Origin of the sequence: Mycobacterium sp. IDR2000157661 (assembly GCF_022317005.1) — a bacterium.
Taxonomy (GTDB): domain Bacteria; phylum Actinomycetota; class Actinomycetes; order Mycobacteriales; family Mycobacteriaceae; genus Mycobacterium.
In genome coordinates this window covers 4,102,536-4,127,417 of sequence record NZ_CP081006.1, presented here as the reverse complement: position 1 = coordinate 4,127,417, position 24,882 = coordinate 4,102,536, and the positions used below count along the sequence as shown (strand labels likewise).

At 66.3% G+C, this 24,882-nt stretch carries 18 protein-coding genes and 2 rRNA genes; 16 read left to right on the top strand and 4 right to left on the bottom strand.

The window, feature by feature from the left end; genetic code table 11:
• The first annotated feature begins 16 nt into the window (after window positions 1–16).
• Genes argC through argH form a run of 8 tightly spaced genes read left to right on the top strand, consistent with a single transcriptional unit; the run spans window position 17 to window position 8,454 of the window.
• Window positions 17–1,051: an N-acetyl-gamma-glutamyl-phosphate reductase gene (argC, locus tag K3G64_RS21155; protein WP_238887059.1), complete on the top strand. Its 1,035-nt coding sequence runs from the start codon at window positions 17–19 to the stop codon at window positions 1,049–1,051.
• Complete coding sequence (gene argJ, locus K3G64_RS21150; protein WP_238887058.1) at window positions 1,048–2,286, top strand: bifunctional glutamate N-acetyltransferase/amino-acid acetyltransferase ArgJ; 1,239 nt, start codon at window positions 1,048–1,050, stop codon at window positions 2,284–2,286. Before argC ends, argJ begins: the two co-directional genes overlap by 4 nt.
• Window positions 2,283–3,242: an acetylglutamate kinase gene (gene argB / locus K3G64_RS21145; RefSeq protein ID WP_238887057.1), complete on the top strand. Its 960-nt coding sequence runs from the start codon at window positions 2,283–2,285 to the stop codon at window positions 3,240–3,242. The genes argJ and argB overlap by 4 nt, the downstream gene beginning before the upstream one ends.
• Window positions 3,239–4,417 carry an acetylornithine transaminase gene (locus K3G64_RS21140; RefSeq protein WP_238887056.1) on the top strand — a complete coding sequence of 393 codons (1,179 nt, stop codon included), beginning with the start codon at window positions 3,239–3,241 and terminating at the stop codon, window positions 4,415–4,417. Before argB ends, K3G64_RS21140 begins: the two co-directional genes overlap by 4 nt.
• On the top strand, window positions 4,414–5,349 hold the full coding sequence (gene argF / locus K3G64_RS21135) for an ornithine carbamoyltransferase (RefSeq protein ID WP_238887055.1): 936 nt from the start codon (window positions 4,414–4,416) through the stop codon (window positions 5,347–5,349). Before K3G64_RS21140 ends, argF begins: the two co-directional genes overlap by 4 nt.
• Window positions 5,316–5,846, top strand: a complete 531-nt coding sequence (locus tag K3G64_RS21130) for an arginine repressor (protein WP_238887054.1) — start codon at window positions 5,316–5,318, stop codon at window positions 5,844–5,846. The genes argF and K3G64_RS21130 overlap by 34 nt, the downstream gene beginning before the upstream one ends.
• Entirely contained in the window at window positions 5,843–7,045 is a 1,203-nt protein-coding gene (locus K3G64_RS21125) for an argininosuccinate synthase (RefSeq protein ID WP_238887053.1), read from the top strand. The genes K3G64_RS21130 and K3G64_RS21125 overlap by 4 nt, the downstream gene beginning before the upstream one ends.
• A complete protein-coding gene (gene argH / locus K3G64_RS21120) occupies window positions 7,042–8,454 on the top strand; it encodes an argininosuccinate lyase (RefSeq protein WP_238887052.1) in 1,413 nt (470 codons plus the stop codon). Before K3G64_RS21125 ends, argH begins: the two co-directional genes overlap by 4 nt.
• A 10-nt stretch (window positions 8,455–8,464) precedes the next feature.
• On the opposite strand, the gene K3G64_RS21115 is transcribed toward argH, so the two are convergent.
• Complete coding sequence (locus tag K3G64_RS21115; RefSeq protein ID WP_305071265.1) at window positions 8,465–10,225, bottom strand: ABC-F family ATP-binding cassette domain-containing protein; 1,761 nt, start codon at window positions 10,223–10,225, stop codon at window positions 8,465–8,467.
• Between the two features lie 98 nt (window positions 10,226–10,323).
• On the opposite strand from K3G64_RS21115, the gene K3G64_RS21110 reads away from it, so the two are divergent.
• From K3G64_RS21110 to K3G64_RS21100, 3 genes are all read left to right on the top strand, one after another.
• The gene (locus K3G64_RS21110; RefSeq protein WP_238950896.1) at window positions 10,324–13,293 is read left to right on the top strand and encodes an acyl-CoA synthetase; all 2,970 of its coding nucleotides are present in this window, start codon (window positions 10,324–10,326) and stop codon (window positions 13,291–13,293) included.
• An 87-nt stretch (window positions 13,294–13,380) separates the two neighbouring features.
• Entirely contained in the window at window positions 13,381–13,959 is a 579-nt protein-coding gene (locus K3G64_RS21105) for a hypothetical protein (protein WP_238887051.1), read from the top strand.
• A 5-nt stretch (window positions 13,960–13,964) separates the two neighbouring features.
• Window positions 13,965–14,183, top strand: coding sequence for a Trm112 family protein (locus K3G64_RS21100; RefSeq protein ID WP_238887050.1), 219 nt, complete (start codon window positions 13,965–13,967; stop codon window positions 14,181–14,183).
• On the opposite strand, the gene K3G64_RS21095 is transcribed toward K3G64_RS21100, so the two are convergent.
• From K3G64_RS21095 to K3G64_RS21085, 3 genes are read right to left on the bottom strand one after another with little or no spacing between them, the layout of a single operon-like run.
• The gene (locus K3G64_RS21095) at window positions 14,166–14,780 is read right to left on the bottom strand and encodes a TetR/AcrR family transcriptional regulator (protein ID WP_238887049.1); all 615 of its coding nucleotides are present in this window, start codon (window positions 14,778–14,780) and stop codon (window positions 14,166–14,168) included. The genes K3G64_RS21100 and K3G64_RS21095 overlap by 18 nt on opposite strands.
• 4 nt (window positions 14,781–14,784) lie before the next feature.
• On the bottom strand, window positions 14,785–15,534 hold the full coding sequence (locus K3G64_RS21090) for an ABC transporter permease (protein ID WP_238887048.1): 750 nt from the start codon (window positions 15,532–15,534) through the stop codon (window positions 14,785–14,787).
• Between the two features lie 2 nt (window positions 15,535–15,536).
• A complete protein-coding gene (locus tag K3G64_RS21085) occupies window positions 15,537–16,310 on the bottom strand; it encodes an ABC transporter ATP-binding protein (RefSeq protein WP_238887047.1) in 774 nt (257 codons plus the stop codon).
• Window positions 16,311–16,380: 70 nt separating this feature from the next.
• Here K3G64_RS21085 and K3G64_RS21080 point away from each other — a divergent pair, with 70 nt between their 5' ends.
• The 5 genes from K3G64_RS21080 (at window position 16,381) to K3G64_RS21060 (ending at window position 24,789) form a co-directional block, all read left to right on the top strand.
• On the top strand, window positions 16,381–17,430 hold the full coding sequence (locus K3G64_RS21080; RefSeq protein ID WP_238887046.1) for an alpha/beta hydrolase: 1,050 nt from the start codon (window positions 16,381–16,383) through the stop codon (window positions 17,428–17,430).
• A 2-nt stretch (window positions 17,431–17,432) separates the two neighbouring features.
• Window positions 17,433–18,044 (top strand): DNA-3-methyladenine glycosylase, encoded by a 612-nt coding sequence (locus K3G64_RS21075; RefSeq protein ID WP_238887045.1) that lies wholly within the window; start codon window positions 17,433–17,435, stop codon window positions 18,042–18,044.
• Window positions 18,045–18,062: 18 nt separating this feature from the next.
• Window positions 18,063–19,337, top strand: coding sequence for a tyrosine--tRNA ligase (tyrS, locus tag K3G64_RS21070; protein WP_238887044.1), 1,275 nt, complete (start codon window positions 18,063–18,065; stop codon window positions 19,335–19,337).
• Window positions 19,338–19,772: 435 nt separating this feature from the next.
• Window positions 19,773–21,294, top strand: a 16S ribosomal RNA gene (locus K3G64_RS21065).
• 369 nt (window positions 21,295–21,663) lie between these two features.
• Window positions 21,664–24,789, top strand: a 23S ribosomal RNA gene (locus K3G64_RS21060).
• The 16S and 23S rRNA genes sit together here, the layout of an rRNA operon.
• Window positions 24,790–24,882 lie beyond the last annotated feature (93 nt).

Here is a 24,882-nt window from a genome sequence, read left to right as displayed (position 1 = left end):
ATGCAGAATCGGCCGCATGGTTTCTGTGGCAGTGGCGGGCGCGAGCGGTTACGCCGGCGGCGAGATCCTGCGCCTCCTACTCGGCCATCCGGCCTATTCGGACGGTCGGCTGACCATCGGTGCGCTGACGGCCGCGGCCAGCGCGGGCACGGTGTTGTCCGAACACCACCCGCACCTGCTGCCGCTGGCCAACCGCGTGCTGGACGCGACCGACGCGGACACGTTGACAGGCCATGACGTCGTCTTCCTCGGCCTGCCGCACGGTCATTCCGCGGCGCTGGCCGATCAACTCGGGCCCGACACGCTGATCATCGACTGCGGTGCGGACTTCCGCCTGACCGATGCCACCGCGTGGGAGCGCTACTACGGCTCGGCGCACGCCGGCAGCTGGCCCTACGGGTTGCCCGAACTGCCCGGCGCACGCGACCGGTTGCGTGACGCCAAGCGCATCGCCGTGCCAGGCTGCTACCCGACAGCTGCCCTGCTGGCGCTGTGGCCGGCGATCGCCGAGGACCTCATCGAGCCCGCCATCACCATCGTCTCGGTCAGCGGCGCCTCCGGTGCGGGCCGGGCCGCCAAGGTCGACCTCCTCGGTGCCGAGGTCATCGGATCGGCGCGGGCCTACAACGTCGGCGGCAAGCACCGGCACACCCCCGAGATCGCTCAGGGTCTGCGTGCGCTGACCGACCGCGATGTCACCGTCTCCTTCATCCCGGTGCTGATACCGACCTCACGCGGCATACTGGCCACCTGCACCGCGCGCACCGCCGCGCCACTGTCGGAGATCCGTGCCGCCTACGAAAAAGCCTACGACGCCGAAGCATTCGTGCACCTACTGCCGGAAGGACAGCTGCCGAAGACTGGGGCGGTGCTCGGCAGCAACGCCGCCCAGCTGGCCGTCGCCGTGGATGAAGATGCGAGGACCTTCATCGGCATCGCCGCGATCGACAACCTCGTCAAGGGCACCGGTGGAGCGGCCGTGCAGTCGATGAACCTGGCGCTGGGCTGGCCGGAGACCGAAGGGCTTTCGGTCGTGGGGGTGGCGCCGTGACCGGAGCTGATGTCGCCGGCCAGGCTGCTCCGGCGACGCAGAGCCGCCTCGTGCGCACCCAGGGCGTCACCGCTCCCGCCGGCTTCCGGGCGACCGGGATCGCCGCGGGCCTCAAGGCCTCCGGCGCCCTCGATCTCGCGCTGGTGTTCAACGAAGGCCCCGACTACGCCGCCGCAGGCGTCTTCACCCGCAACAAGGTGAAGGCCGCGCCGGTGCTGTGGACGCAGCAGGTGCTCACCACCGGCCGGCTGCGGGCGGTGATCCTCAACTCGGGCGGCGCCAACGCCTGCACCGGCCCGCAGGGCTTCCAGGACACCCACACCACCGCCGAGGCACTGGCCGCCGCGTTGTCGGACTGGGGCACCGAGACCGGCGCGATCGAAGTCGCCGTGTGCTCGACGGGGCTGATCGGCGACCTGCTGCCAATGGACAAGGTGCTCGCAGGGGTGCAGGAGATCGTGCACGAACTCGGTGGCGGGCTGACCGGCGGTGAAGAGGCCGCACGCGCCATCATGACCACCGACACGGTGCCCAAACAGGTTGCGCTGCACCACGCCGGCAACTGGACGGTCGGTGGGATGGCCAAGGGCGCAGGCATGCTGGCCCCGTCATTGGCGACGATGCTGTGTGTGATCACCACCGACGCGGTCGCCGACGCAGCCACGCTGGACCGGGCGCTGCGCAAGGCGGTGGCGATGACGTTCGACCGCCTCGACGTTGACGGTAGTTGTTCGACCAACGACACGGTGCTGCTGCTGGCCAACGGCGCCAGCGCTATCACACCGACTCAGCGCGAACTCGACGACGCGCTGCGCAGCGTGTGCGACGACCTGTGCGCGCAACTGCAGGCCGACGCCGAAGGGGTGACCAAGCGCATCGTGGTCACGGTGTCGGGTGCGGCCTCGGAGGACGACGCACTGACCGCGGCCCGGGTCGTCGCCCGCGACAGCCTGGTCAAGACCGCGCTGTTCGGGTCGGATCCGAACTGGGGCCGCGTGCTGGCGGCTGTGGGCATGGCGCCGGTCGAGTTGGACCCCGACCGGATCTCCGTGTCGTTCAACGGTTCCGCCGTCTGCAGCGACGGCGTCGGCGCGCCGGGCGCCCGCGAGGTCGACCTCTCCGGGGCCGACATCGACGTCACCATCGACCTCGGCGTCGGCACGGCGTGTGCAGCGGTCCGCACCACCGACCTCTCACACGGCTACGTCGAAGAGAACTCGGCCTACAGCTCATGACGTCGTCCGAGGTGGCCGGCGGCGGCTCCGCCGTGACTCCGGTCAAGGCCAAGGTACTTGCCGGAGCGCTGCCGTGGCTCAAGCAGCTGCACGGCAAGATCGTCGTGGTCAAGTACGGCGGCAACGCGATGACCGACGACGTCCTCAAGGTCGCGTTCGCCGCCGACATGGTGTTCCTGCGCAATTGCGGCATCCATCCGGTGGTGGTGCACGGTGGTGGTCCGCAGATCAGCGCCATGCTCCGACGACTCGGTATGGCAGGCGATTTCAAGGGCGGCTTCCGGGTGACCACGCCCGAGGTGCTCGACGTCGTGCGCATGGTGTTGTTCGGTCAGGTCGGCCGCGAGCTGGTCAACCTGATCAACGCCCACGGACCGTATGCCGTCGGCGTCACAGGCGAGGACGCGCACCTGTTCACCGCGGTGCGGCGCAGTGTCATGGTCGACGGCGTGGACACCGACATCGGCCTGGTCGGCGATGTGGAGAGCGTCGATGCCGACTCGCTGCGCGACCTCATCACCGCGGGCCGCATCCCGGTGGTGTCCACCATCGCCCCGGATGTCGACGGCGTGGTGCACAACATCAACGCCGACACGGCCGCGGCCGCGCTCGCCGAGGCGTTGGGCGCCGAGAAACTGGTGGTGCTGACCGATGTGGAAGGCCTCTACACCAATTGGCCCGACCGCGACTCGCTGGTCAGCCAGATCGACGCGGCCGCACTGAGCCAGTTGCTACCGACGCTGGAGACCGGCATGGTGCCCAAGATGGAGGCCTGTCTGCGGGCCGTCGCAGGGGGCGTCCCCAGCGCGCACGTCATCGACGGCCGCATCGAGCACTGCGTGCTGGTCGAACTGTTCACCGACGAGGGCACCGGCACGAAGGTGGTCCGTCCGACGACGATGACGCAGCGAGGTACGAGCTTCGGCGAGGAGTCGGACAAGAAGGGCGAAGCATGACACTCCTGGATCGCTGGCAGGCCGTCATGATGAACAACTACGGCACCCCGCCGCTGGCGCTGGCCACCGGCGACGGCGCCGTCGTGACCGATGCCGACGGCAAGTCCTATGTGGACCTGCTGGGCGGCATCGCGGTCAACATCCTGGGCCACCGCCACCCCGCGGTGATCGATGCGGTCACCCGCCAGCTCAACACATTGGGGCACACCTCCAATCTCTACGCCACCGAGCCGGGAGTCGCGCTCGCCGAGGCGCTGGTCGGGGCGCTGGGCGGCCCGGATCTTCCAGCCAAGGTGTTCTTCTGCAACTCCGGGACCGAGGCCAACGAGGTTGCTTTCAAGATCACCCGCCTTACCGGACGCACGAAACTGGTTGCGGCACAGGGTGCTTTTCACGGCCGGACGATGGGCTCACTGGCGCTGACGGGCCAGCCCTCGAAACAGGCGCCGTTCGAGCCGCTGCCCGGCGACGTCACCCATGTCCCGTACGGCGACGTGGAAGCGTTGCGAGCCGCCGTCGACGACGAGACCGCCGCGGTGTTCCTGGAGCCGATCATGGGTGAGGGCGGCGTCGTCGTCCCGCCGGCCGGCTACCTCACCGCGGCGCGCGAGATCACCGCCGGGCACGGCGCGTTGCTAGTCCTCGATGAAGTGCAGACCGGAATGGGCCGCACCGGCGCGTTCTTCGCCCACCAGCACGACGGGATGACGCCCGACATCGTGACGCTGGCCAAGGGACTCGGCGGGGGGCTGCCGATCGGGGCGTGCATAGCCGTCGGCGACACGGCGGACCTGCTCACCCCAGGCCTGCACGGCAGCACGTTCGGCGGCAACCCGGTATGCACTGCGGCTGCGCTCGCCGTGCTGCGCGTGCTCGCCGACGACGACCTCATCAGCCGAGCCGACACCCTCGGCAAGACCCTGGCGACCGGCATCGAAGAACTGGGCCATCCGCTCGTCGACCACGTCCGCGGCCGGGGCTTGCTGCGCGGTGTCGTGCTCACCGCCGAGAAGGCCAAGCCCGTCGAATCCGCTGCGCGTGAGGCGGGTTTCCTCATCAACGCCGCCGCACCAAACGTGATCCGGCTGGCCCCGCCGCTGATCATCAGCGAGGCCCAGGTCGATGCCTTTCTGGCCGCGTTGCCTGGCGTTCTCGACCGAGGCGCCGCGCAGTGATCCGCCACTTCCTGCGCGACGACGACCTGACCCCCGACGAGCAGGCCGAGGTGCTGGCGCTGGCGGCGCGAATGAAGAACGACCCGTTCGGCCACCGCCCGTTGGAGGGGCCGTGCGGCGTGGCGGTCATCTTCGACAAGAACTCGACCAGGACAAGGTTCTCGTTCGAGATCGGCATCGCCCAACTGGGCGGCCACGCCGTCGTGGTCGACGGTCGCAGTACTCAGCTCGGCCGCGACGAGACGCTCGAAGACACCGGCCGGGTGTTGTCCCGCTACGTCAAGGCGATCGTGTGGCGCACGTTCGCTCAGGATCGGCTGACCGCGATGGCAGCAGGGTCGACGGTGCCGATCGTCAACGCGCTGTCCGACGAGTTCCACCCCTGCCAGGTGCTTGCTGACCTCCAGACGCTCGCCGAACGCAAAGGCGCGCTGGCCGGCCTGCGGATGTCCTACTTCGGTGACGGCGCCAACAACATGGCGCACTCGCTCATGCTGGGCGGCGTGACCGCGGGCATCGACGTCACGATCGCCGCCCCCGACGGCTTCGCACCGCACCCGGATTTCGTTGCCGCCGCCAAGAAGCGGGCCGCACAGACCGGGGCGACGGTGGCGCTGACCGCCGACGCACGGGCAGCCGCTGAGGGCGCCGACGTACTGGTCACCGATACCTGGACTTCCATGGGACAGGAGGACGACGGCCTCGATCGGGTCGGCCCGTTCCGCCCGTTCCAGGTCAACTCCGACTTGGTCACCCTTGCCGACTCCGAAGCCGTTGTCCTGCATTGCCTTCCCGCACACCGTGGTGATGAGATCACCGACGACGTGATCGACGGGCCGCACAGCGCGGTGTGGGACGAGGCCGAGAACCGCCTGCACGCGCAGAAGGCGCTGCTGGTGTGGCTGTTGGAGCGAGCGGGAGTCGAGCAGTGACCTCAGCGGCGACCAGGGCGGGCAGGCAGGCGCGCATCGTGTCGATCCTGTCGACGCAGTCCGTACACAGCCAGGGTGAGCTGGCCGCGATGCTGGCCGGCGAGGGCATCGATGTCACCCAGGCGACGCTGTCGCGCGACCTCGAGGAACTCGGCGCGGTCAAACTGCGTGGGGCAGACGGCGGCGTCGGCGTCTACGTCGTGCCCGAGGACGGCAGTCCGGTGCGCGGCGTCTCCGGCGGCACGGAACGGATGTCACGGCTGCTGGCCGAGCTACTGGTGTCCACCGACGCCAGTGGCAACCTCGCGATCCTGCGCACCCCGCCGGGCGCGGCCCACTACCTCGCCAGCGCGATCGACCGGGCGGCGCTGCCGTTCGTCGTGGGCACCGTCGCCGGCGACGACACCATCCTGGTCGTCGCCCGCGAGCCGATGACCGGCGCGGAACTGGCGACGAAATTCGAAGGCATCCAACAGAAGGAGACTGGTAACCGATGAGCGAACGCGTCATCCTGGCGTACTCCGGAGGTCTGGATACCTCGGTGGCGATCAGCTGGATCGGCAAGGAGACCGGACGCGAGGTGGTCGCCGTCGCGATCGACCTCGGACAGGGCGGCGAGGACATGGAGGTCATCCGGCAGCGCGCGCTCGACTGCGGGGCGGTCGAGGCAGTCGTCGTGGACGCCCGCGACGAGTTCGCCGAGCAGTACTGCCTGCCCGCGATCCAGTCCAACGCGCTCTACATGGACCGCTACCCGTTGGTGTCCGCACTGAGCCGGCCGCTGATCGTCAAGCACCTGGTGGCCGCGGCGCGCAAGCACGGCGGCGGCACCGTCGCACACGGTTGTACCGGCAAGGGCAACGACCAGGTGCGCTTCGAGGTCGGGTTCAATTCGCTGGCCCCGGATCTTCAGGTGCTCGCGCCGGTCCGCGACTACGCGTGGACCCGCGAGAAGGCCATCGCATTCGCCGAAGAGAACGCGATTCCCATCAACGTCACCAAGCGCTCCCCATTCTCCATCGACCAGAACGTGTGGGGCCGCGCCGTGGAAACCGGCTTCCTGGAGCATCTCTGGAACGCGCCGACCAAGGACGTCTACGACTACACCGTCGACCCGACGGTCAACTGGGGGGTCCCCGACGAGGTCGTCGTCGGCTTCGAGCGCGGTGTCCCGGTGTCCATCGACGGCAGGCCGGTGAGCGTCTTGGAGGCCATCGAGGAGCTCAACCGGCGCGGCGGTGAGCAGGGTGTCGGCAGGCTCGACGTCGTCGAGGACCGCCTGGTGGGCATCAAGAGCCGCGAGATCTACGAGGCGCCGGGGGCGATGGTGTTGATCACCGCGCACACCGAGCTCGAACACGTCACCCTCGAACGCGAGCTCGGCCGCTTCAAGCGGGGCACCGACCGCAAATGGGGCGAGCTCGTCTACGACGGGCTTTGGTATTCGCCGCTGAAGACCGCGCTGGAAACGTTCGTCGCCAGTACCCAGGAGCACGTCTCGGGGGAGATCCGAATGGTGTTGCACGGCGGGCACATCGCGGTCAACGGTCGCCGCAGCGCAGAGTCGCTGTACGACTTCAACCTCGCCACCTACGACGAAGGCGACACGTTCGACCAGTCCGCGGCCCGCGGCTTCGTGCAGATCCACGGCCTGTCGTCGAGCATCTCGGCCCGCCGGGATCTGGCCGGTAAGTGAGCACCAACGAAGGCTCGCTGTGGGGTGGGCGATTCTCCGGCGGACCGTCCGATGCGCTGGCGGCGCTGTCGAAGTCGACGCACTTCGACTGGGTGTTGGCGCCCTACGACATCCGAGCGTCGAAGGCGCACGCGCGCGTCCTGTTTGCGGCCGGCCTGTTGACCGAGGAGCAGCGTGACGGGCTGCTGGTCGGCCTGGACAGCCTGGCCGCCGACGTCGCCGACGGCGGCTTCGGGCCTCTCGTCACCGACGAGGATGTGCACGGCGCGCTGGAACGCGGCCTGATCGACCGCGTCGGCGCGGAACTCGGCGGCCGCCTGCGCGCGGGCCGCTCGCGAAACGATCAGGTGGCCACGCTGTTTCGGCTGTGGCTTCGCGATGCGATCCGGCGGGTCGCCGACGGGGTGCTCGAGGTGGCGTCCGCACTCGCCGACCAGGCCGCAGCCCACCCGACGGCGATCATGCCCGGCAAGACGCACCTGCAGTCGGCGCAACCCGTCCTGCTCGCCCATCACCTGCTGGCGCATGCCCACCCGCTGCTGCGCGATGTCGACCGGCTCGCCGACGTCGACAAGCGCACGGCCGTGTCGCCCTACGGATCCGGGGCGCTCGCCGGGTCGTCGCTGCGCCTCGATCCCGACGCGATCGCCGCCGACCTCGGATTCGCCGCGGCGGCCGACAACTCGATCGATGCCACCGCTTCCCGGGACTTCGCCGCCGAGGCGGCATTCGTCTTCTCGATCATCGGCGTCGACTTGTCCCGGCTGGCCGAGGACATCATCCTCTGGAGCACGACCGAATTCGGCTATGTCGAGTTGCACGACTCCTGGTCGACCGGCAGCTCGATCATGCCGCAGAAGAAGAACCCCGACATCGCCGAGCTCGCGCGGGGCAAGTCCGGCCGTCTCATCGGCAACCTGACCGGGCTGCTGGCCACCCTCAAGGCGCAACCGCTGGCCTACAACCGCGACCTGCAGGAGGACAAGGAACCGGTGTTCGACTCGGTGGCCCAGCTGGAGCTGCTGCTGCCTGCGATGGCGGGCCTGGTGGCGACGCTGCGGTTCGACGTCGACCGGATGGCCGAGCTCGCCCCGCTGGGCTACACGCTGGCCACCGATGTCGCCGAGTGGCTGGTGGGACGGGGAGTGCCGTTCCGCGTCGCGCACGAGGCGGCGGGTGCCGCGGTGCGTGCGGCCGAGGTGCGCGGCGTCGGCCTGGAAGACCTCGCGGACGCCGAACTGGCGGGCATCCACCCGGAGCTCTCGCCGCAGGTGCGCGAAGTGCTCACCGTGGACGGATCGGTCAACTCCCGCGACGCCAGGGGAGGCACGGCACCCGTGCAGGTGGCCAGGCAACTGAGGGTGGTGCGCGGGGCGGTCGACGACCTGCGCCTGCGGCTGCGGCGGTGATCTGCGCCGGTCAGTCCTCGGCAGCGGCCAGCCACGCCTCTTCGAGCGAGTCCTTGCGTTGCGCCAGCTCGCGGAGTTCGTCGTTGAGCCGACCGAGCAGGACGTGGTCGGATGCCGCCTCGGCCATCGACTGATGCAGTGCGGCGATCCGCTGGTCCAGCTTCTCCAACTGACCCTCGATGCGGGTCATCTCCTTGCCGGTGCGCCGTTCGCGCGCCGCTGCCGACTCACCCTTCTGCGGTTCCGGTCGAGCACTCGACGGCGCCGCGGAGGCCCGCTGCGCCAGATACTGATCGATGCCGCCGGGCAGCAGGTCGCAGCGACCACCGCCGGTCAGCGCATAGGTGACGTCGGTGACGCGCTCGAGGAAGTAGCGGTCGTGCGTGACCACGATCAGGGTGCCGGGCCAGCCGTCCAGGTAGTCCTCGATGACAGTCAGCGTGTCGATGTCGAGATCGTTGGTCGGCTCGTCGAGCAGCAACACATTCGGTTCGTCGAGCAGCATGCGCAGGAACTGCAGCCTGCGCCGCTCGCCGCCCGACAACTCCGCCACCCGCGCGGTCAGCTTGTCGCCGGTGAATCCGAAGTCTCGCAGCAGGGTGTCGGCGCTGATCTCCCGTCCGCCCGCCAGTTCCGTGATTCGACGGCGGTTCTCGATCGCGTCGAGCACCCGCTCGGCGCCGCCGAGTTCGGCCAGCGCCTGACTGAGGTAACCGATCTTCAGCGTGGCGCCGCGCTTGATCGTGCCGGCCGTGGGGGCCAGCTCGCCGGCCAGCAGCCGCAGCACCGTCGTCTTGCCGGTGCCGTTGACGCCGACCAGGCCGATGCGTGCGCCCGGCCCGATCGACCAGTCGATCTTGTCGAGCACGACGGTGTCGCCCGCCTCGAGGCGGACGCGGTGCAGGTCGAACACGTCTTTGCCGAGTCGGGTGGTCGCAAAGCTCTGCAGCACCAGGGAATCGCGCGGCGGGGGCTCGTTGGCGATTAACTCGTTGGCCGCCTGGATCCGGAACTTGGGCTTGGAGGTGCGCGCCGGCGGACCCCGCCGCAGCCACGCGAGTTCCTTGCGCATCAGGTTCTGGCGGCGCGCCTCGGCGCCTGCCGCCAGCCGCATCCGCTCCGCGCGCGCCAGCACGTAGGCCGCGTAGCCCCCCTCGTAACCGTCGACTCGCCCTTTCCCAGATTCGCTGTGCACCTCCCACGTCCTGGTGCACACCGCGTCGAGGAACCAGCGATCGTGGCTGACCACCACCAGCGCCCTGGCAGGCCGAGCGTTGAGGTGTCCGGCGAGCCACCCGATCACCTCGACGTCGAGATGGTTCGTCGGCTCGTCGAGCACGAGCACGTCGTGGCCGGCGATGAGGACGGTGGCCAGCGCCACGCGCCGCCGCTCACCGCCGGACAGGTGCCCGACGGTGGTGTCCACGTCCACGCCGCCCAGCAGGTGCGAGACCACGTCGCGGGTGTGCGGTTCTGCAGCCCATACGTGGTCGGGCCTGCCGCCGACGATCACTTCGCGGACGGTGGCCTGGGCTCCGAAGTCGTCGCTCTGGTGCAGGTAGCCGACCGACAGCCCGGACGTGTGAGTCACCCGACCGGAGTCGGGTTCGCGCGCCGTCGTCAGGATCTGCAGCAGGGTCGTCTTGCCGTCGCCGTTGCGTCCGACGACGCCGACCGCGTCGCCGTCGTCGATGCCCAGGCTCACAGCGTCGAGCAGCGTACGGGTGCCGTAGCTGACCGTCACGCGTTCGACGTTGATCAGGTTCGCCACGACCGCCGATGATAGGTCGACCGTTCCGCGGCACAGGCTGTGCCATGATTGCCCCGTTACTCGGGGGAACGCGAGGTCGCATAAAGGGGAGCGCGGTGGTGGACTTGTCGGCGATAACCAGGCCCGTAGGCCGACTGGTGGCCACTGCTCAGAATGGCCTGGAGGTCTTGCGCTACGGCGGACTGGAGACCGGGGCGGTGCCTTCGCCGTTTCAGATCATCCAGAGCGTGCCGATGTACCGGTTGCGTCGGTACTTCCCGCCGGACACGCGGCCCGGCGCCAGGCAACCCGGCCCACCCGTGCTGATGGTGCACCCGATGATGATGTCGGCCGACATGTGGGACGTGACCCGCGACGACGGCGCCGTCGGCATCCTGCACAAGGTCGACATCGACCCGTGGGTCATCGACTTCGGCGCACCCGACAAGGTCGAGGGCGGCATGGAACGCACCCTCGCGGACCACGTCGTCGCGCTCAGCGAGGCGATCGACACCGTGAAAGAGGTCACCGGCCGCGACGTGCACCTGGCCGGCTACTCGCAGGGCGGCATGTTCGCCTACCAGTCGGCGGCCTACCGCCGATCCAAGGACCTGGCAAGCATCATCGCGTTCGGCTCGCCGGTCGATACCCTGGCCGCGCTGCCGATGAACCTGCCGCCCGGCATCGCGCCCGCCGCGGCGGACTTCATGGCCGACCATGTGTTCAGCCGCATCGACATCCCCGGTTGGCTGGCCCGCACCGGGTTTCAGATGCTCGATCCGCTCAAGACCGCACAGTCGCGTATCGACTTCCTGCGCCAGTTGCATGACCGCGAGGCGCTGCTGCCGCGCGAGCAGCAGCGCCGCTTCCTGGCTTCCGAGGGGTGGATCGCCTGGTCGGGACCGGCCATCGCCGAACTGCTCAAGCAATTCATCGCCCACAACCGGATGATGAGCGGCGGCTTCAACATTCACGGCGACCTGGTCACGCTCTCCGACATCGACTGCCCGGTGCTCGCGGTGGTCGGCGAGGTGGACGACATCGGACAGCCCGCGTCCGTGCGCGGCATCAAGCGCGCTGCCCCGAAGGCCGATGTCTATGAGTATCTGATCCGCGCAGGTCATTTCGGTCTGGTCGTGGGCTCCAAGGCGGCCGACCAGACGTGGCCGACGGTCGCACAGTGGGTGAAGTGGCTCGACGGCACCGGCGAGTTGCCCGGGGACGTGAACCCGATGGCGCTGTTGCCGCAGGAGCACAGCGAAAGCGGTGTCTCGCTGAGCTCCCGGGTGGCCCACGGGGCGGGGGCGGCCACCGAGATGGTCTTCAGCTTCGCACGCTCCGCCGCGGGCGCGCTGGTGTCGGCCAACAAATCCGCCCGTGCGCTGGCCGTCGAGACGGCCCGAACGCTGCCGCGCCTGGCGCGACTCGGCCAGATCAACGACCACACCCGCATCTCGCTCGGGCGGATCATGAGCGAACAGGCCAGGGACGCACCCAACGGCGAAGCCCTGCTGTTCGACGGCCGAGTGCACACCTACGAGGCGGTCGACCGACGCATCGACAACGTCGTTCGCGGGCTCATCGAAGTCGGGGTGCGCCAGGGGGCGCACGTCGGCGTGTTGATGGAGACCCGCCCCAGCGCCCTGGTCGCGATCGCCGCACTGTCCCGGCTGGGGGCGGTGGCGGTCCTGATGCCGCCCGACGTCGACCTGGCCGCCGCCGTGCGCCTGGGCTCGGTGTCGGAGATCATCGCCGACCCCACCCACCTCGACGCGGCGCGGGGGCTGGGCACCCGGGTGCTCATCCTGGGTGGCGGCGAGTCCCGCGACCTTCACCTGCCTGAGCACGCAGGCGTGGTCGACATGGAACAGATCGATCCCGAGGTCGTGGACCTGCCGGGCTGGTACCGACCGAATCCGGGACTGGCCCGGGATCTGGCCTTCGTCGCCTTCAGCACCGTCGGCGGCGAACTCCACGCCCGGCAGATCACCAACTACCGTTGGGCGCTCTCGGCGTTCGGCACGGCGTCCGCCGCCAACCTCAGCCGAAACGACACCGTGTACTGCCTGACCCCGCTGCACCACCAGTCGGGACTGCTGGTGGCACTCGGTGGCGCCGTCGTCGGCGGGTCACGGATCGCGTTGTCGCGCGGCCCCCGGCCCGACCGGTTCGTCCAAGAGATCCGCCAGTACGGCGTCACCGTCGTGACCTACACGTGGGGCATGCTGCGCGACGTCATCGACGACCCGTCGTTCTCGCTGGTCGGCAGCCATCCCGTGCGGTTGTTCATCGGCTCGGGCATGCCGACCGGACTGTGGAAGCGCGTCGTCGAGGTGTTCGCGCCCGCCCAGATCGTCGAGTTCTTCGCGACCACCGACGGTCAGGCCGTGCTGGCCAACGTGTCCGGCGCCAAGATCGGCAGCAAGGGCAGGCAGCTGCCCGGCGGTGGCGAGGTCGCGCTGGCCGCCTACGACCCCGACGAGGACCTGATCCTCGAGGACGACGACGGCTTCGTGCGCCGGGCCGACGACAACGAGGTCGGCGTCTTGCTCGCCCATCCCCGTGGACCAGTGGACCCCACCGCCTCGATCAAGCGCGGTGTGTTCGCCCCGGCCGACACCTGGGTGTCCACCGAGTACCTGTTCCGCCGCGACGAAGACGGGGACTACTGGCTCGTCGACAACCGGGGCTTGGTCATCCGCACCGCACGGGGCTGCGTGTTCTCCGCACCTGTCAACGACGCCGTCGGCCATCTCGGGGCGGTCGACCTCGCGGTGACCTACGGGGTCGAGGTGAATGGCCACGAACTGGCCGTGACCGCGCTCGCCCTGCGCCCCGGCGGCAGCATCCCCTCGGCCGATCTGTCGGAGGCGCTGTCCGACCTTCCCGTCGGCTGCCCACCCGACATCGTCCACGTGGTCTCGAAGATGGCACTCAGCGCCTCCTACCGACCCCTGATCAGCCCGCTGCGCGCCGAGGGCCTCCCGAAGCCGTCGCGTAACGCCTGGTACCTGGACCCCGATACGAATCGGTACAAGCGGTTGACCGTTGCGGTGCGTACCGAGATCGCCGAGGGCCAGCCTGGATGACCGTGCCGCCTCGGGCGGTCGCTGTTAGGCTCCCCGCTGGTGGTCGAACGCCGCCGCGTCGGGCAGTCGCGTCACCGAGCTGGAGGAATGATGACCTTGTTCTCGCTGCAGACCGGTAGTGATCGCGAGGCCTGGCGCCGCGTCGTCATCGGCGGCATCGCCGGCGCCGCGCTGGCCGCCACCCTGTTCACAGAAAATGGCGCGCCGACCGCGTCCGCGCAGCCCGCCCAGCCCACGACCACCGAGGCGCCGACCCCTACCGCCGAGGCCGACGGCCCGAAGAAGCCGTGCACCGGTGACGACTGCAACCGGGTCGATGAGGAGGCCGTCGCGGCCGCCCAACGGGCCCGGCAAGCCGACCAGGTGTTGCAGTCCATCCACGCCGAGTACGCGCAGGGCGACGGCGGCGGACAGATCTCCAAGCTGATCGACGACGCGATGCTCCTGCGGAGACAGGGGTTCCGCCCGTCCGGGGCCAACGCCACCGCCCTCATCGAGGCGCTCGACAAACGGCCGAACCAGACCCCGCTGGTCGAGGCGCTCAAGGAGACCATCGCCTACCAGCGCAAGCTGCAGCTGCGAGCCCAGCAATCGGCCGCGGCCCAAGGGCCGATCGCCGGTCCCGTGCCGGTGCTCCCCGGCATGGGCTTCAATCCGGTCGGCTGACGCGGATGGCTCTGGACGCCAGGCTTCTGGAGATCCTGGTCTGTCCGCAGGATCGCGGACCGTTGCTGCTCGTCGAGGACGAGTATCTCTACAACCCGCGGCTGCGCCGCGCCTACCGCATCGACGGCGGGATTCCGGTGTTGTTGATCGACGAGGCTGTCGCGGTCACCGATGACGGCGAACACCAGCGGATGCTCGATCTTGCGTCAGGACAGGTCGGGTAGGTCGCCGGTCAGGTAGCGCTGCAGGTTGGGAGCGATGATCTCGGCCACCTGCTCGACGGGCAACGACTTGAACGGCTCGAGTTCGAGGATGTAGCGGACCATCACCACGCCGACCAGCTGTGAGGCCACGAACTGGACCCGGACCGGGCCGGTGCCGGGCGGGTCGTCGACGCGGGCGCCGATCTGGGCGGCGATGATCTCCTGGAAGAAGGACCGCACCAGCGAGACGTCGTTCCCCGCGAGGACCGACCGCAGCGTCGCGATGAAGCCCTTGCCCAGCTCGGACTCCCACAGCGGCAACAGGATCGATGGCAGTGTCCGGCCGATGTCCTCGACCGGAATCTCCTGCAGCGGTCCGATCACCTGCATGGGGTCGATCGGGATGTGGATGGCTGCGGCGAACAGTTGCGTCTTGGTGCCGAAGTAATGATGCACGAGCGCCGGGTCGACCCCTGCATCGGCGGCGATCGCGCGGATCGAGGTTCTGTCGATCCCTTTGCGCGCGAACAATTCACGCGCGCTGGCAAGAATGCGCTCCCGGGTGTCCGACGTCCCCGGCGGTCGGCCGGGCCGTTTGCGTTCTGCGTTGGTCGTCAAGTGATCAGGGAGTCCTTCGTCGTAGCGTGGCTGCGGCCAGAGCGAGCGCGAGCACCGCGCATCCGATCACCACAACGATGTCACGAACCGCGACCGCGGTCAGCTCCGGATGCCTGCCCACCTCCTGCAGCGCCTCGAGCGCATAGCTGGCGGGCATCACGTTGCTGATCCACTCGAGCCATTGCGGCATCTGCGCACGAGGGACGATCACCCCGGCCAGCAGCAGCTGCGGCGCTATCACCAGCGGCATGAACTGCACCGCCTGAAACTCGGTGCGCGCGAACGCACTCGCCAGCAGGCCCAGCCCGACTCCCAGCACCGCATTCACGATCGCGATGACGAACACCCACCCGGGGCTACCGGCCGTTTCGAAGCCGAGCAGCCAGAACGACACCACGGTCGCGACAGAAGCCTGCGCCGCAGCGGCGATGGAGAACGCGCTGCCATAGGCGGCAAGCAGATCCAGTCGGCGCAGCGGCGTGGTCAGGATGCGCTCCAACGTGCCGGAGACCCGTTCGCGCTGCATCGTGATCGCGGTGATCAAGAACATCACCAACAACGGGAAGAGCCCGAGCACGACCAGGGCCGCGTTGTTGAACGGATCGGGTGCGCCGGGCCGGGTCGGGACGTTCTGAAACATGAAGTACATCAGCGTGATGATCAGTACGGGCACCACGAGAATCATCGCGACACTGCGGTGATCGGCCAGCAGCTGGCGCAGGATCCGCGTGGTCGTGGCCAGGTATGGCCGCACGCTCAGCCGGCTGGGCTTCTTCCGGCTGCGGTGCTGTGCCGGATGACGGACAGAAACGCTTCCTCTAGCGACTGACATCCCGTGTCCTCTCGTAACTTGCTCGGCGTGGTATGGGTGAGCAGGCGACCCTCGCGCATGAGCAACAGGTCCCCGCAGTGGTCGGCCTCGTCCATGACGTGGCTGGAGACGAGCAGCGTCGTGCCTCGGCGGGCGAGCTCATGGAAACGTTCCCAGAGATCCACGCGCAGCACCGGGTCCAGTCCGACGGTGGGTTCGTCGAGCACCAACAAATCCGGGCGCGACACCAACGCGCAGGCCAGTGAAATACGGGTGCGCTGACCACCGGAGAGGTTGTGGCACAGTGCCGTTCGGTGGTCGTCGAGGCCGACCGCGTTGACCGCCTCATCGGCGGCTTGAGCGTCCGTGCCGTACAACGCCGCGAAATAGCGCACGTTGTCGATGACGCGCAGGTCGTCGTAGACGGTCGGGTCCTGGGTCACGTAGCCCACGCGGTGCCGCAGGTCGGCCGACCCCGCGGGTCTACCGAGCACGGTCACGGTTCCCTCGCTGATGATCTGGGTGCCGACGACACTGCGCATCAGCGTCGTCTTGCCGCACCCGGAGGGTCCCAGCAGGCCGGTGGTCGTGCCCTGGGCGATCTGCACCGTGATGTCGTCGAGGGCGACGCGGTTGCCCCGCACCACCCGCAGACCGCGGATGTCGATGGCCGGTTGACTCCGGTCGCGCGAGAATTCATCTGCCGATGAAGTCATCATATGATGAATATGACTCGCCAAGGCCGCCGATGTCAATGCCGGCCGACTGCCGGCCGTAGGATTGCCGACGATGGTCCGCGAATATCTGCGCACAGTTCCCGACGGCCAGGTCGACGTCACGTTGCCGGTGACCATCGACGGGCTGAGCTATATCGATCCTGATGATCCGGCGATGCCGATGTATCGCGTGATCGCCAACAACCGGCAACCTGTTGCATTGCGCGACTTGATGATTGCGCCGGTGCGTTCCGGCTACATCGGTGACGGGCGGCAACCGGACCCCTCGCTGGTGCCGCCGACCGGCGCCGAGGCGGTGCCCGACGTCGCAGTCGACCAGGTCTACCTGCCGGTGCGCGACGGGGTGGCGCGGTGCCAGCTCTACCGGCCCGCCGACGTCCCGGACGGGACGCTGCCTGTGATCCTCTATCTCCACGGCGGCGGCTTCACCGTCGGGTCGTCCGAAGACTGCGACTTTCTGGCCCGAAAGCTCGCTTTCACCAACCGCGCGTTGGTGGTGTCGGCCAACTACCGGTCGGCACCCGAGTTCGCTTTCCCGGTTCCGCTCGACGACGCCTACGACGTGTACCGCTGGATTGTCGAGCATGGCGACGAGATCGATGCGGACGTATCGCGACTCGCCGTCGCCGGCGACTCGGCGGGATCGAACCTGGCGGCGGCGATCCCGCTGCGGGCGCGTGACGAGGGCGTACGGATACCCGACGCGGTGGTGATGCTCGGTGCGTTCGCCGACTTCCAGTTCGAGCGATGGCCGTCGTTTCTGGATCTGGCTCCTCGCGGCATCGTCTACGACATGCCGTTCGCGGGCTTCATCCGCGGCGCTTACGTCAGCGCGACGCCGTGGGACCACCCTTGGGTCAGTCCGATCGAGGGCGACCTGACCGGCTACCCGTTGGCCGTGGTGGTCGCCGGCACCCACGACCCGATCGTCGATTCGGCGAAGGCCTTCGCGCAGCGCATCAGAGCCGCCGGCGGGGAGACCGTCGACTACTTCCCGGCCGGAATGCCGCACGGCTTCTACTTCTTCCCGGGCGTGCATCCCGAGGAGGCGGTCGCCTACGACCTGGTCGCCAAGGCGCTCGCCGCGCCCTTCGGTCGTTGACGGTGACAGCCGAGCCGCTGTCGGTCGATCCGCTGACCGCGGCGCGCCGGCTACTGGGTGCGACCCTCACCGCTCGCGGGGTGAGCGCCTTGATCGTCGAGGTCGAAGCGTACGGCGGCCCTGCCGACGGTCCGTGGCCGGACGCGGCGGCACATTCCTACCGCGGGCCGAGCGCACGCAACTCGGTGATGTTCGGGCCGCCGGGTCGGCTCTACACCTACCGCAGCCACGGCATCCACGTCTGTGCCAACGTCGCATGCGCGACCGACGGCATCGCAGGAGCGGTGCTGCTGCGAGCCGCCGCCGTCGAGGCCGGTCTCGACACGGCACTGGCCCGCCGCGGTGAGACGGTTCGCCCGGCGGGGCTGGCGAGGGGTCCCGGCAATCTGTGTTCGGCGCTGGGCATCACGATGGACGACAACGGACTCGACCTGTTCGACTCAGCGGGCCCGATCGAGCTGATGCTGGGTGAACGGCAGCCCGCCGAGGAGGGACCGCGGGTAGGGGTCAGCAAGGCGGCCGACCGACCGTGGCGGTTCTGGCTGGCTGGGCGACCTGAGGTCTCGGTGTACCGGCGTAGCCCGCGGGCACCGGTTCCCGGTGCCAGCGACTAGTACGGAAAGATCGCGGACATGGGTACGTCGATCCTCGACGAATTGGAGTGGCGCGAGCTGATCGCGCAGTCCACGGACCGCGACGCGCTGGCCGAAGCACTGGCCGCAGGTCCGGTCACCGTGTATTCGGGCTTCGACCCCACCGCCCCGAGCCTGCACGCCGGACACCTGATCCCGCTGCTGACCCTGCGCCGCCTTCAGCAGGCCGGCCATCGTCCGATCGTGCTGGCCGGCGGCGCCACGGGCATGATCGGCGACCCGCGCGACACGGGGGAGCGGACGCTGAACACGGCCGACACTGTGGCTGACTGGGCCGGCCGGATTCGCGGTCAGCTCGAGCGGTTCGTCGAATTCGACAGTTCGCCCACCGGCGCAGTGGTGGAGAACAACCTGTCCTGGACCGGACCGCTGTCGACGATCGAGTTCCTGCGCGACGTGGGCAAATACTTCTCGGTCAACGTAATGCTCGACCGTGACACCGTCCGCCGCCGGCTCGAAGGTGAGGGCATCTCCTATACCGAGTTCAGCTACATGCTGCTGCAGGCCAACGACTACGTCGAGCTGCACCAGCGGTACGGGTGCTCACTGCAGATCGGCGGGTCCGATCAGTGGGGCAACATCATCGCCGGCGTCCGGCTGGTGCGTCAGAAGGCGGGTGCGACGGTGCACGCGCTGACGACACCGCTGGTCACCGATTCGGAAGGCAGGAAGTTCGGCAAGTCGACCGGTGGCGGCAGCCTGTGGCTGGACCCCGCGATGACCAGCCCGTACGCCTGGTATCAGTACTTCATCAACACCGCGGACGCCGACGTGGTGCGCTACCTGCGCTGGTTCACTTTTCTCACGCCCGACGAGCTCACCGCGATGGACGAGGCGACGACGCAGCGAGCCCACGAACGGGCCGCGCAGCGCAGGCTGGCACGCGAGTTGACCACGCTGGTGCACGGTGAATCGGCGACGCGATCGGTCGAGTACGCCAGCCAGGCGTTGTTCGGCCGCGCAGAGCTTGCCGAGCTCGACGAGCCGACGCTCGGTGCGGCCCTGCGCGAAGCGGCGGTCGCAGAGTTCAAGCCGGGCGGCCACGAGACGATCACCGACCTGCTCGTGGCCAGCGGGCTCTCGGCGAGCAAGGGCGCGGCCAGGCGGACCGTCGGCGAGGGCGGCGCCTACGTCAACAATGTTCGGATCGACAGCGACGACTGGGCGCCGCAAGCCTCCGACTTCCTGCACGGCCGTTGGTTGGTGTTGCGGCGCGGCAAGCGCAGCATCGCCGGGATCGAACGCGTCGGCTGAGTTCGGGAACAAACCCGAGCGGCATCGCGTTGGAGGTTCTGTTGGAGTCAACGCACCCTGGTGCGCATGATCGGTGCCGGGTCCGAAAAACCCGCACCAGCAGCCCATTTGACTCCAAGTTATCCCTCACGTAACTTATCGGAGTCGCTGCGACACGGGCCCAGCCCGAAGAGCGCGGCGGCGTCCCAGAGGGAAACCCCACTTCGGTGGGTTCCCGAGCGTCCGCACTACGAAGACGCGGCCATTGGCCGCGGGCTTGGTGGCGCGGCTGCGCGGGTGTGTTGTTTGAGAACTCAATAGTGTGTTTGGTGGTTTTTGTTTGTTGTTTTTTTGTTGCGCCTCTTTTTCCCGTTTAGGGGTGTGATGTTTTTTTGACCAGTTTTGTGCTGGTTGCTTGGTTCGGATTGTTCTGAATGGCTCATTTTGTTTGGGTTTTGTTTGGAGAGTTTGATCCTGGCTCAGGACGAACGCTGGCGGCGTGCTTAACACATGCAAGTCGAACGGAAAGGCCCTTTCGGGGGTGCTCGAGTGGCGAACGGGTGAGTAACACGTGGGTGATCTGCCCTGCACTTTGGGATAAGCCTGGGAAACTGGGTCTAATACCGAATACACCTTCCTGGTTGCATGGCTGGGTAGGGAAAGCTTTTGCGGTGTGGGATGGGCCCGCGGCCTATCAGCTTGTTGGTGGGGTGATGGCCTACCAAGGCGACGACGGGTAGCCGGCCTGAGAGGGTGTCCGGCCACACTGGGACTGAGATACGGCCCAGACTCCTACGGGAGGCAGCAGTGGGGAATATTGCACAATGGGCGCAAGCCTGATGCAGCGACGCCGCGTGAGGGATGACGGCCTTCGGGTTGTAAACCTCTTTCAGCTACGACGAAGCGCAAGTGACGGTAGTAGCAGAAGAAGCACCGGCCAACTACGTGCCAGCAGCCGCGGTAATACGTAGGGTGCGAGCGTTGTCCGGAATTACTGGGCGTAAAGAGCTCGTAGGTGGTTTGTCGCGTTGTCCGTGAAAACTCACAGCTTAACTGTGGGCGTGCGGGCGATACGGGCAGACTGGAGTACTGCAGGGGAGACTGGAATTCCTGGTGTAGCGGTGGAATGCGCAGATATCAGGAGGAACACCGGTGGCGAAGGCGGGTCTCTGGGCAGTAACTGACGCTGAGGAGCGAAAGCGTGGGGAGCGAACAGGATTAGATACCCTGGTAGTCCACGCCGTAAACGGTGGGTACTAGGTGTGGGTTTCCTTCCTTGGGATCCGTGCCGTAGCTAACGCATTAAGTACCCCGCCTGGGGAGTACGGCCGCAAGGCTAAAACTCAAAGGAATTTACGGGGCCCGCACAAGCGGCGGAGCATGTGGATTAATTCGATGCAACGCGAAGAACCTTACCTGGGTTTGACATGCACAGGACGCCGGCAGAGATGTCGGTTCCCTTGTGGCCTGTGTGCAGGTGGTGCATGGCTGTCGTCAGCTCGTGTCGTGAGATGTTGGGTTAAGTCCCGCAACGAGCGCAACCCTTGTCTCATGTTGCCAGCGCGTTATGGCGGGGACTCGTGAGAGACTGCCGGGGTCAACTCGGAGGAAGGTGGGGATGACGTCAAGTCATCATGCCCCTTATGTCCAGGGCTTCACACATGCTACAATGGCCGGTACAAAGGGCTGCGATGCCGTGAGGTGGAGCGAATCCTTTCAAAGCCGGTCTCAGTTCGGATCGGGGTCTGCAACTCGACCCCGTGAAGTCGGAGTCGCTAGTAATCGCAGATCAGCAACGCTGCGGTGAATACGTTCCCGGGCCTTGTACACACCGCCCGTCACGTCATGAAAGTCGGTAACACCCGAAGCCGGTGGCCTAACCCCTTGTGGGAGGGAGCCGTCGAAGGTGGGATCGGCGATTGGGACGAAGTCGTAACAAGGTAGCCGTACCGGAAGGTGCGGCTGGATCACCTCCTTTCTAAGGAGCACCACGAAAAGATCGGGACATTGGGTTCTGGTCGAGCCGTGAGGAGTCGGTGGCTGTAGTGGCGCCGGCTGGGTGCACGACAAACAGTTTCGCCGGTTATGGGTTTCGAGTGATCGAGCCGGTGAGGGGTTGCCAGACACACTATTGGGCTTTGAGACAACAAGCCCGCTATCTCTTCGTCCCGAGTGTGGGAAACCGGAGATGGGACTGGTTGTCGCCCTGTCTTTGGTGGTGGGGTGTGGTGTTTGATTTGTGGATAGTGGTTGCGAGCATCTAGACAGATGCCGGAGGGCTCCGTTGCTTTTGGTGGCGGGGTTGCTGTGGTGTCGTGTCTTTGCAATTTCTTCTAGAAATGTTTGTGTGTAAGTGTTTAAGGGCGCATGGTGGATGCCTTGGCACTGGGAGCCGATGAAGGACGTGGGAGGCTGCGTTATGCCTCGGGGAGCTGTCAACCGAGCGTGGATCCGAGGATGTCCGAATGGGGAAACCCGGCACGAGTGATGTCGTGTCACCCAACGCTGAATGTATAGGCGTTGGGGGAACGCGGGAAGTGAAACATCTCAGTACCCGTAGGAAGAGAAAACAATTGTGATTCCGTGAGTAGTGGCGAGCGAAAGCGGAGGATGGCTAAACCGTGTGCATGTGATACCCGGCGGGGTTGTGTGTGCGGTGTTGTGGGGTCTGTGTTCTTTCCTCCGCCGAGGAGAGCAGCAGTGAGAAAATGGTGTGTTAGTTCAAGTGGCCTGGGATGGTCTGCCGTAGAGGGTGAGAGCCCCGTCGACGAAAACTCATCATCTGTTGTCACAGTGTCCCCGAGTAGCAGCGGGCCCGTGGAATCTGCTGTGAATCTGCCGGGACCACCCGGTAAGCCTGAATACTTCCCAGTGACCGATAGCGGATTAGTACCGTGAGGGAATGGTGAAAAGTACCCCGGGAGGGGAGTGAAAGAGTACCTGAAACCGTGTGCCTACAATCCGTCAGAGCCTTCCCTTCGGGGTGGGGTGATGGCGTGCCTTTTGAAGAATGAGCCTGCGAGTCAGGGACATGTCGCGAGGTTAACCCGGGTGGGGTAGCCGCAGCGAAAGCGAGTCTGAATAGGGCGTATCACGTCAGCAGTGGCGTGTGTAGTGGTGTGTTCTGGACCCGAAGCGGAGTGATCTACCCATGGCCAGGGTGAAGCGCGGGTAAGACCGCGTGGAGGCCCGAACCCACTTAGGTTGAAGACTGAGGGGATGAGCTGTGGGTAGGGGTGAAAGGCCAATCAAACTCCGTGATAGCTGGTTCTCCCCGAAATGCATTTAGGTGCAGCGTCGCATGTTTCTTGTTGGAGGTAGAGCTACTGGATGGCCGATGGGCCCTACTAGGTTACTGACGTCAGCCAAACTCCGAATGCCGACAAGTGAAAGTGTGGCAGTGAGACGGCGGGGGATAAGCTCCGTGCGTCGAGAGGGAAACAGCCCAGATCGCCGGCTAAGGCCCCTAAGCGTGTGCTAAGTGGAAAAGGATGTGCAGTCGCGAAGACAACCAGGAGGTTGGCTTAGAAGCAGCCACCCTTGAAAGAGTGCGTAATAGCTCACTGGTCAAGTGATTGTGCGCCGATAATGTAGCGGGGCTCAAGCACACCGCCGAAGCCGCGGCAATTCCATGCATGACATGGGGTTGGGTAGGGGAGCGTCCCTCATCTAGCGAAGCAGCAGAGTGATCTGGCTGTGGAGGGTGGGGGAGTGAGAATGCAGGCATGAGTAGCGATAAGGCAAGTGAGAACCTTGCCCGCCGGAAGACCAAGGGTTCCTGGGCCAGGCCAGTCCGCCCAGGGTGAGTCGGGACCTAAGGCGAGGCCGACAGGCGTAGTCGATGGACAACGGGTTGATATTCCCGTACCCGTGTATGAGCGTCCCTGACGAATCCACACCGCTAACCACCCAAACGAGAAGCCACCAATCCCTTCGGGGTGCGGGGTTTCTCCGCTGCGTGGGACCCGTGTGGGTAGTAGTCAAGCGATGGGGTGACGCAGGAAGGTAGCCGTACCAGTCAGTGGTAATACTGGGGCAAACCTGTAGGGAGAGACCTAGGCAAATCCGGGTTTCACATATCCTGAGAGGTGATGCATAGCCGAGTGAGGCGAATTCGGTGATCCTATGCTGTCGAGAAAAGCCTCTAGCGAGCGCATACACGGCCCGTACCCCAAACCAACACAGGTGGTCAGGTAGAGAATACCGAGGCGTACGAGTGAACTATGGTTAAGGAACTCGGCAAAATGCCCCCGTAACTTCGGGAGAAGGGGGACCCCCACACCGTCAAGGCCTTCGCGGCCGGCAGCGGCAGGGGGTGGCACAAACCAGTGAGAAGCGACTGTTTACTAAAAACACAGGTCCGTGCGAAGTCGCAAGACGAGGTATACGGACTGACGCCTGCCCGGTGCTGGAAGGTTAAGAGGACCCGTTAACCCTTTCGAGGGTGAAGCGGAGAATTTAAGCCCCAGTAAACGGCGGTGGTAACTATAACCATCCTAAGGTAGCGAAATTCCTTGTCGGGTAAGTTCCGACCTGCACGAATGGCGTAACGACTTCTCAGCTGTCTCAACCATAGACTCGGCGAAATTGCATTACGAGTAAAGATGCTCGTTACGCGCGGCAGGACGAAAAGACCCCGGGACCTTCACTACAACTTGGTATTGGTGCTCGATACGGTTTGTGTAGGATAGGTGGGAGACTGTGAAACCCGCACGCCAGTGTGGGTGGAGTCGCTGTTGAAATACCACTCTGATCGTATTGGGCCTCTAACCTCGAACCGTCTATCCGGTTCAGGGACAGTGCCTGGCGGGTAGTTTAACTGGGGCGGTTGCCTCCTAAAAAGTAACGGAGGCGCCCAAAGGTTCCCTCAACCTGGACGGCAATCAGGTGTTGAGTGTAAGTGCACAAGGGAGCTTGACTGCGAGACCTACACGTCAAGCAGGGACGAAAGTCGGGACTAGTGATCCGGCACCCCCGAGTGGAAGGGGTGTCGCTCAACGGATAAAAGGTACCCCGGGGATAACAGGCTGATCTTCCCCAAGAGTCCATATCGACGGGATGGTTTGGCACCTCGATGTCGGCTCGTCGCATCCTGGGGCTGGAGCAGGTCCCAAGGGTTGGGCTGTTCGCCCATTAAAGCGGCACGCGAGCTGGGTTTAGAACGTCGTGAGACAGTTCGGTCTCTATCCGCCGCGCGCGTCAGAAGCTTGAGGAAACCTGTCCCTAGTACGAGAGGACCGGGACGGACGAACCTCTGGTACACCAGTTGTCCCACCAGGGGCACCGCTGGATAGCCACGTTCGGACAGGATAACCGCTGAAAGCATCTAAGCGGGAAACCCCCTCCAAGACCAGGCTTCTCACCCATCAAGTGGGATAAGGCCCCCCGCAGAACACGGGATCGATAGACCAGACCTACACACCCAGCAATGGGCGCAGGGAACTGGCACTAACCGGCCGAAAACTTACCACAAACACCGCAACCACAACCCACACAAACCCACACCCCACCACCATCGAAACACCAGGGCACACAAAACCCCCCACCACACACAAAGGTGGGCACT

Bases quoted from the DNA above. Each gene is read 5' to 3' on its own strand.
- K3G64_RS21140 (WP_238887056.1), top strand. From the start codon at position 3,239: ATGACACTCCTGGATCGCTGGCAGGCCGTCATGATGAACAACTACGGC.
- tyrS (WP_238887044.1), top strand. From the start codon at position 18,063: ATGGGTACGTCGATCCTCGACGAATTGGAGTGGCGCGAGCTGATCGCG.
- K3G64_RS21105 (WP_238887051.1), top strand. From the start codon at position 13,381: ATGATGACCTTGTTCTCGCTGCAGACCGGTAGTGATCGCGAGGCCTGG.
- K3G64_RS21080 (WP_238887046.1), top strand. From the start codon at position 16,381: ATGGTCCGCGAATATCTGCGCACAGTTCCCGACGGCCAGGTCGACGTC.
- argC (WP_238887059.1), top strand. From the start codon at position 17: ATGGTTTCTGTGGCAGTGGCGGGCGCGAGCGGTTACGCCGGCGGCGAG.
- argB (WP_238887057.1), top strand. From the start codon at position 2,283: ATGACGTCGTCCGAGGTGGCCGGCGGCGGCTCCGCCGTGACTCCGGTC.
- K3G64_RS21100 (WP_238887050.1), top strand. From the start codon at position 13,965: ATGGCTCTGGACGCCAGGCTTCTGGAGATCCTGGTCTGTCCGCAGGAT.
- K3G64_RS21085 (WP_238887047.1), bottom strand. From the start codon at position 16,310: ATGATGACTTCATCGGCAGATGAATTCTCGCGCGACCGGAGTCAACCG.
- K3G64_RS21125 (WP_238887053.1), top strand. From the start codon at position 5,843: ATGAGCGAACGCGTCATCCTGGCGTACTCCGGAGGTCTGGATACCTCG.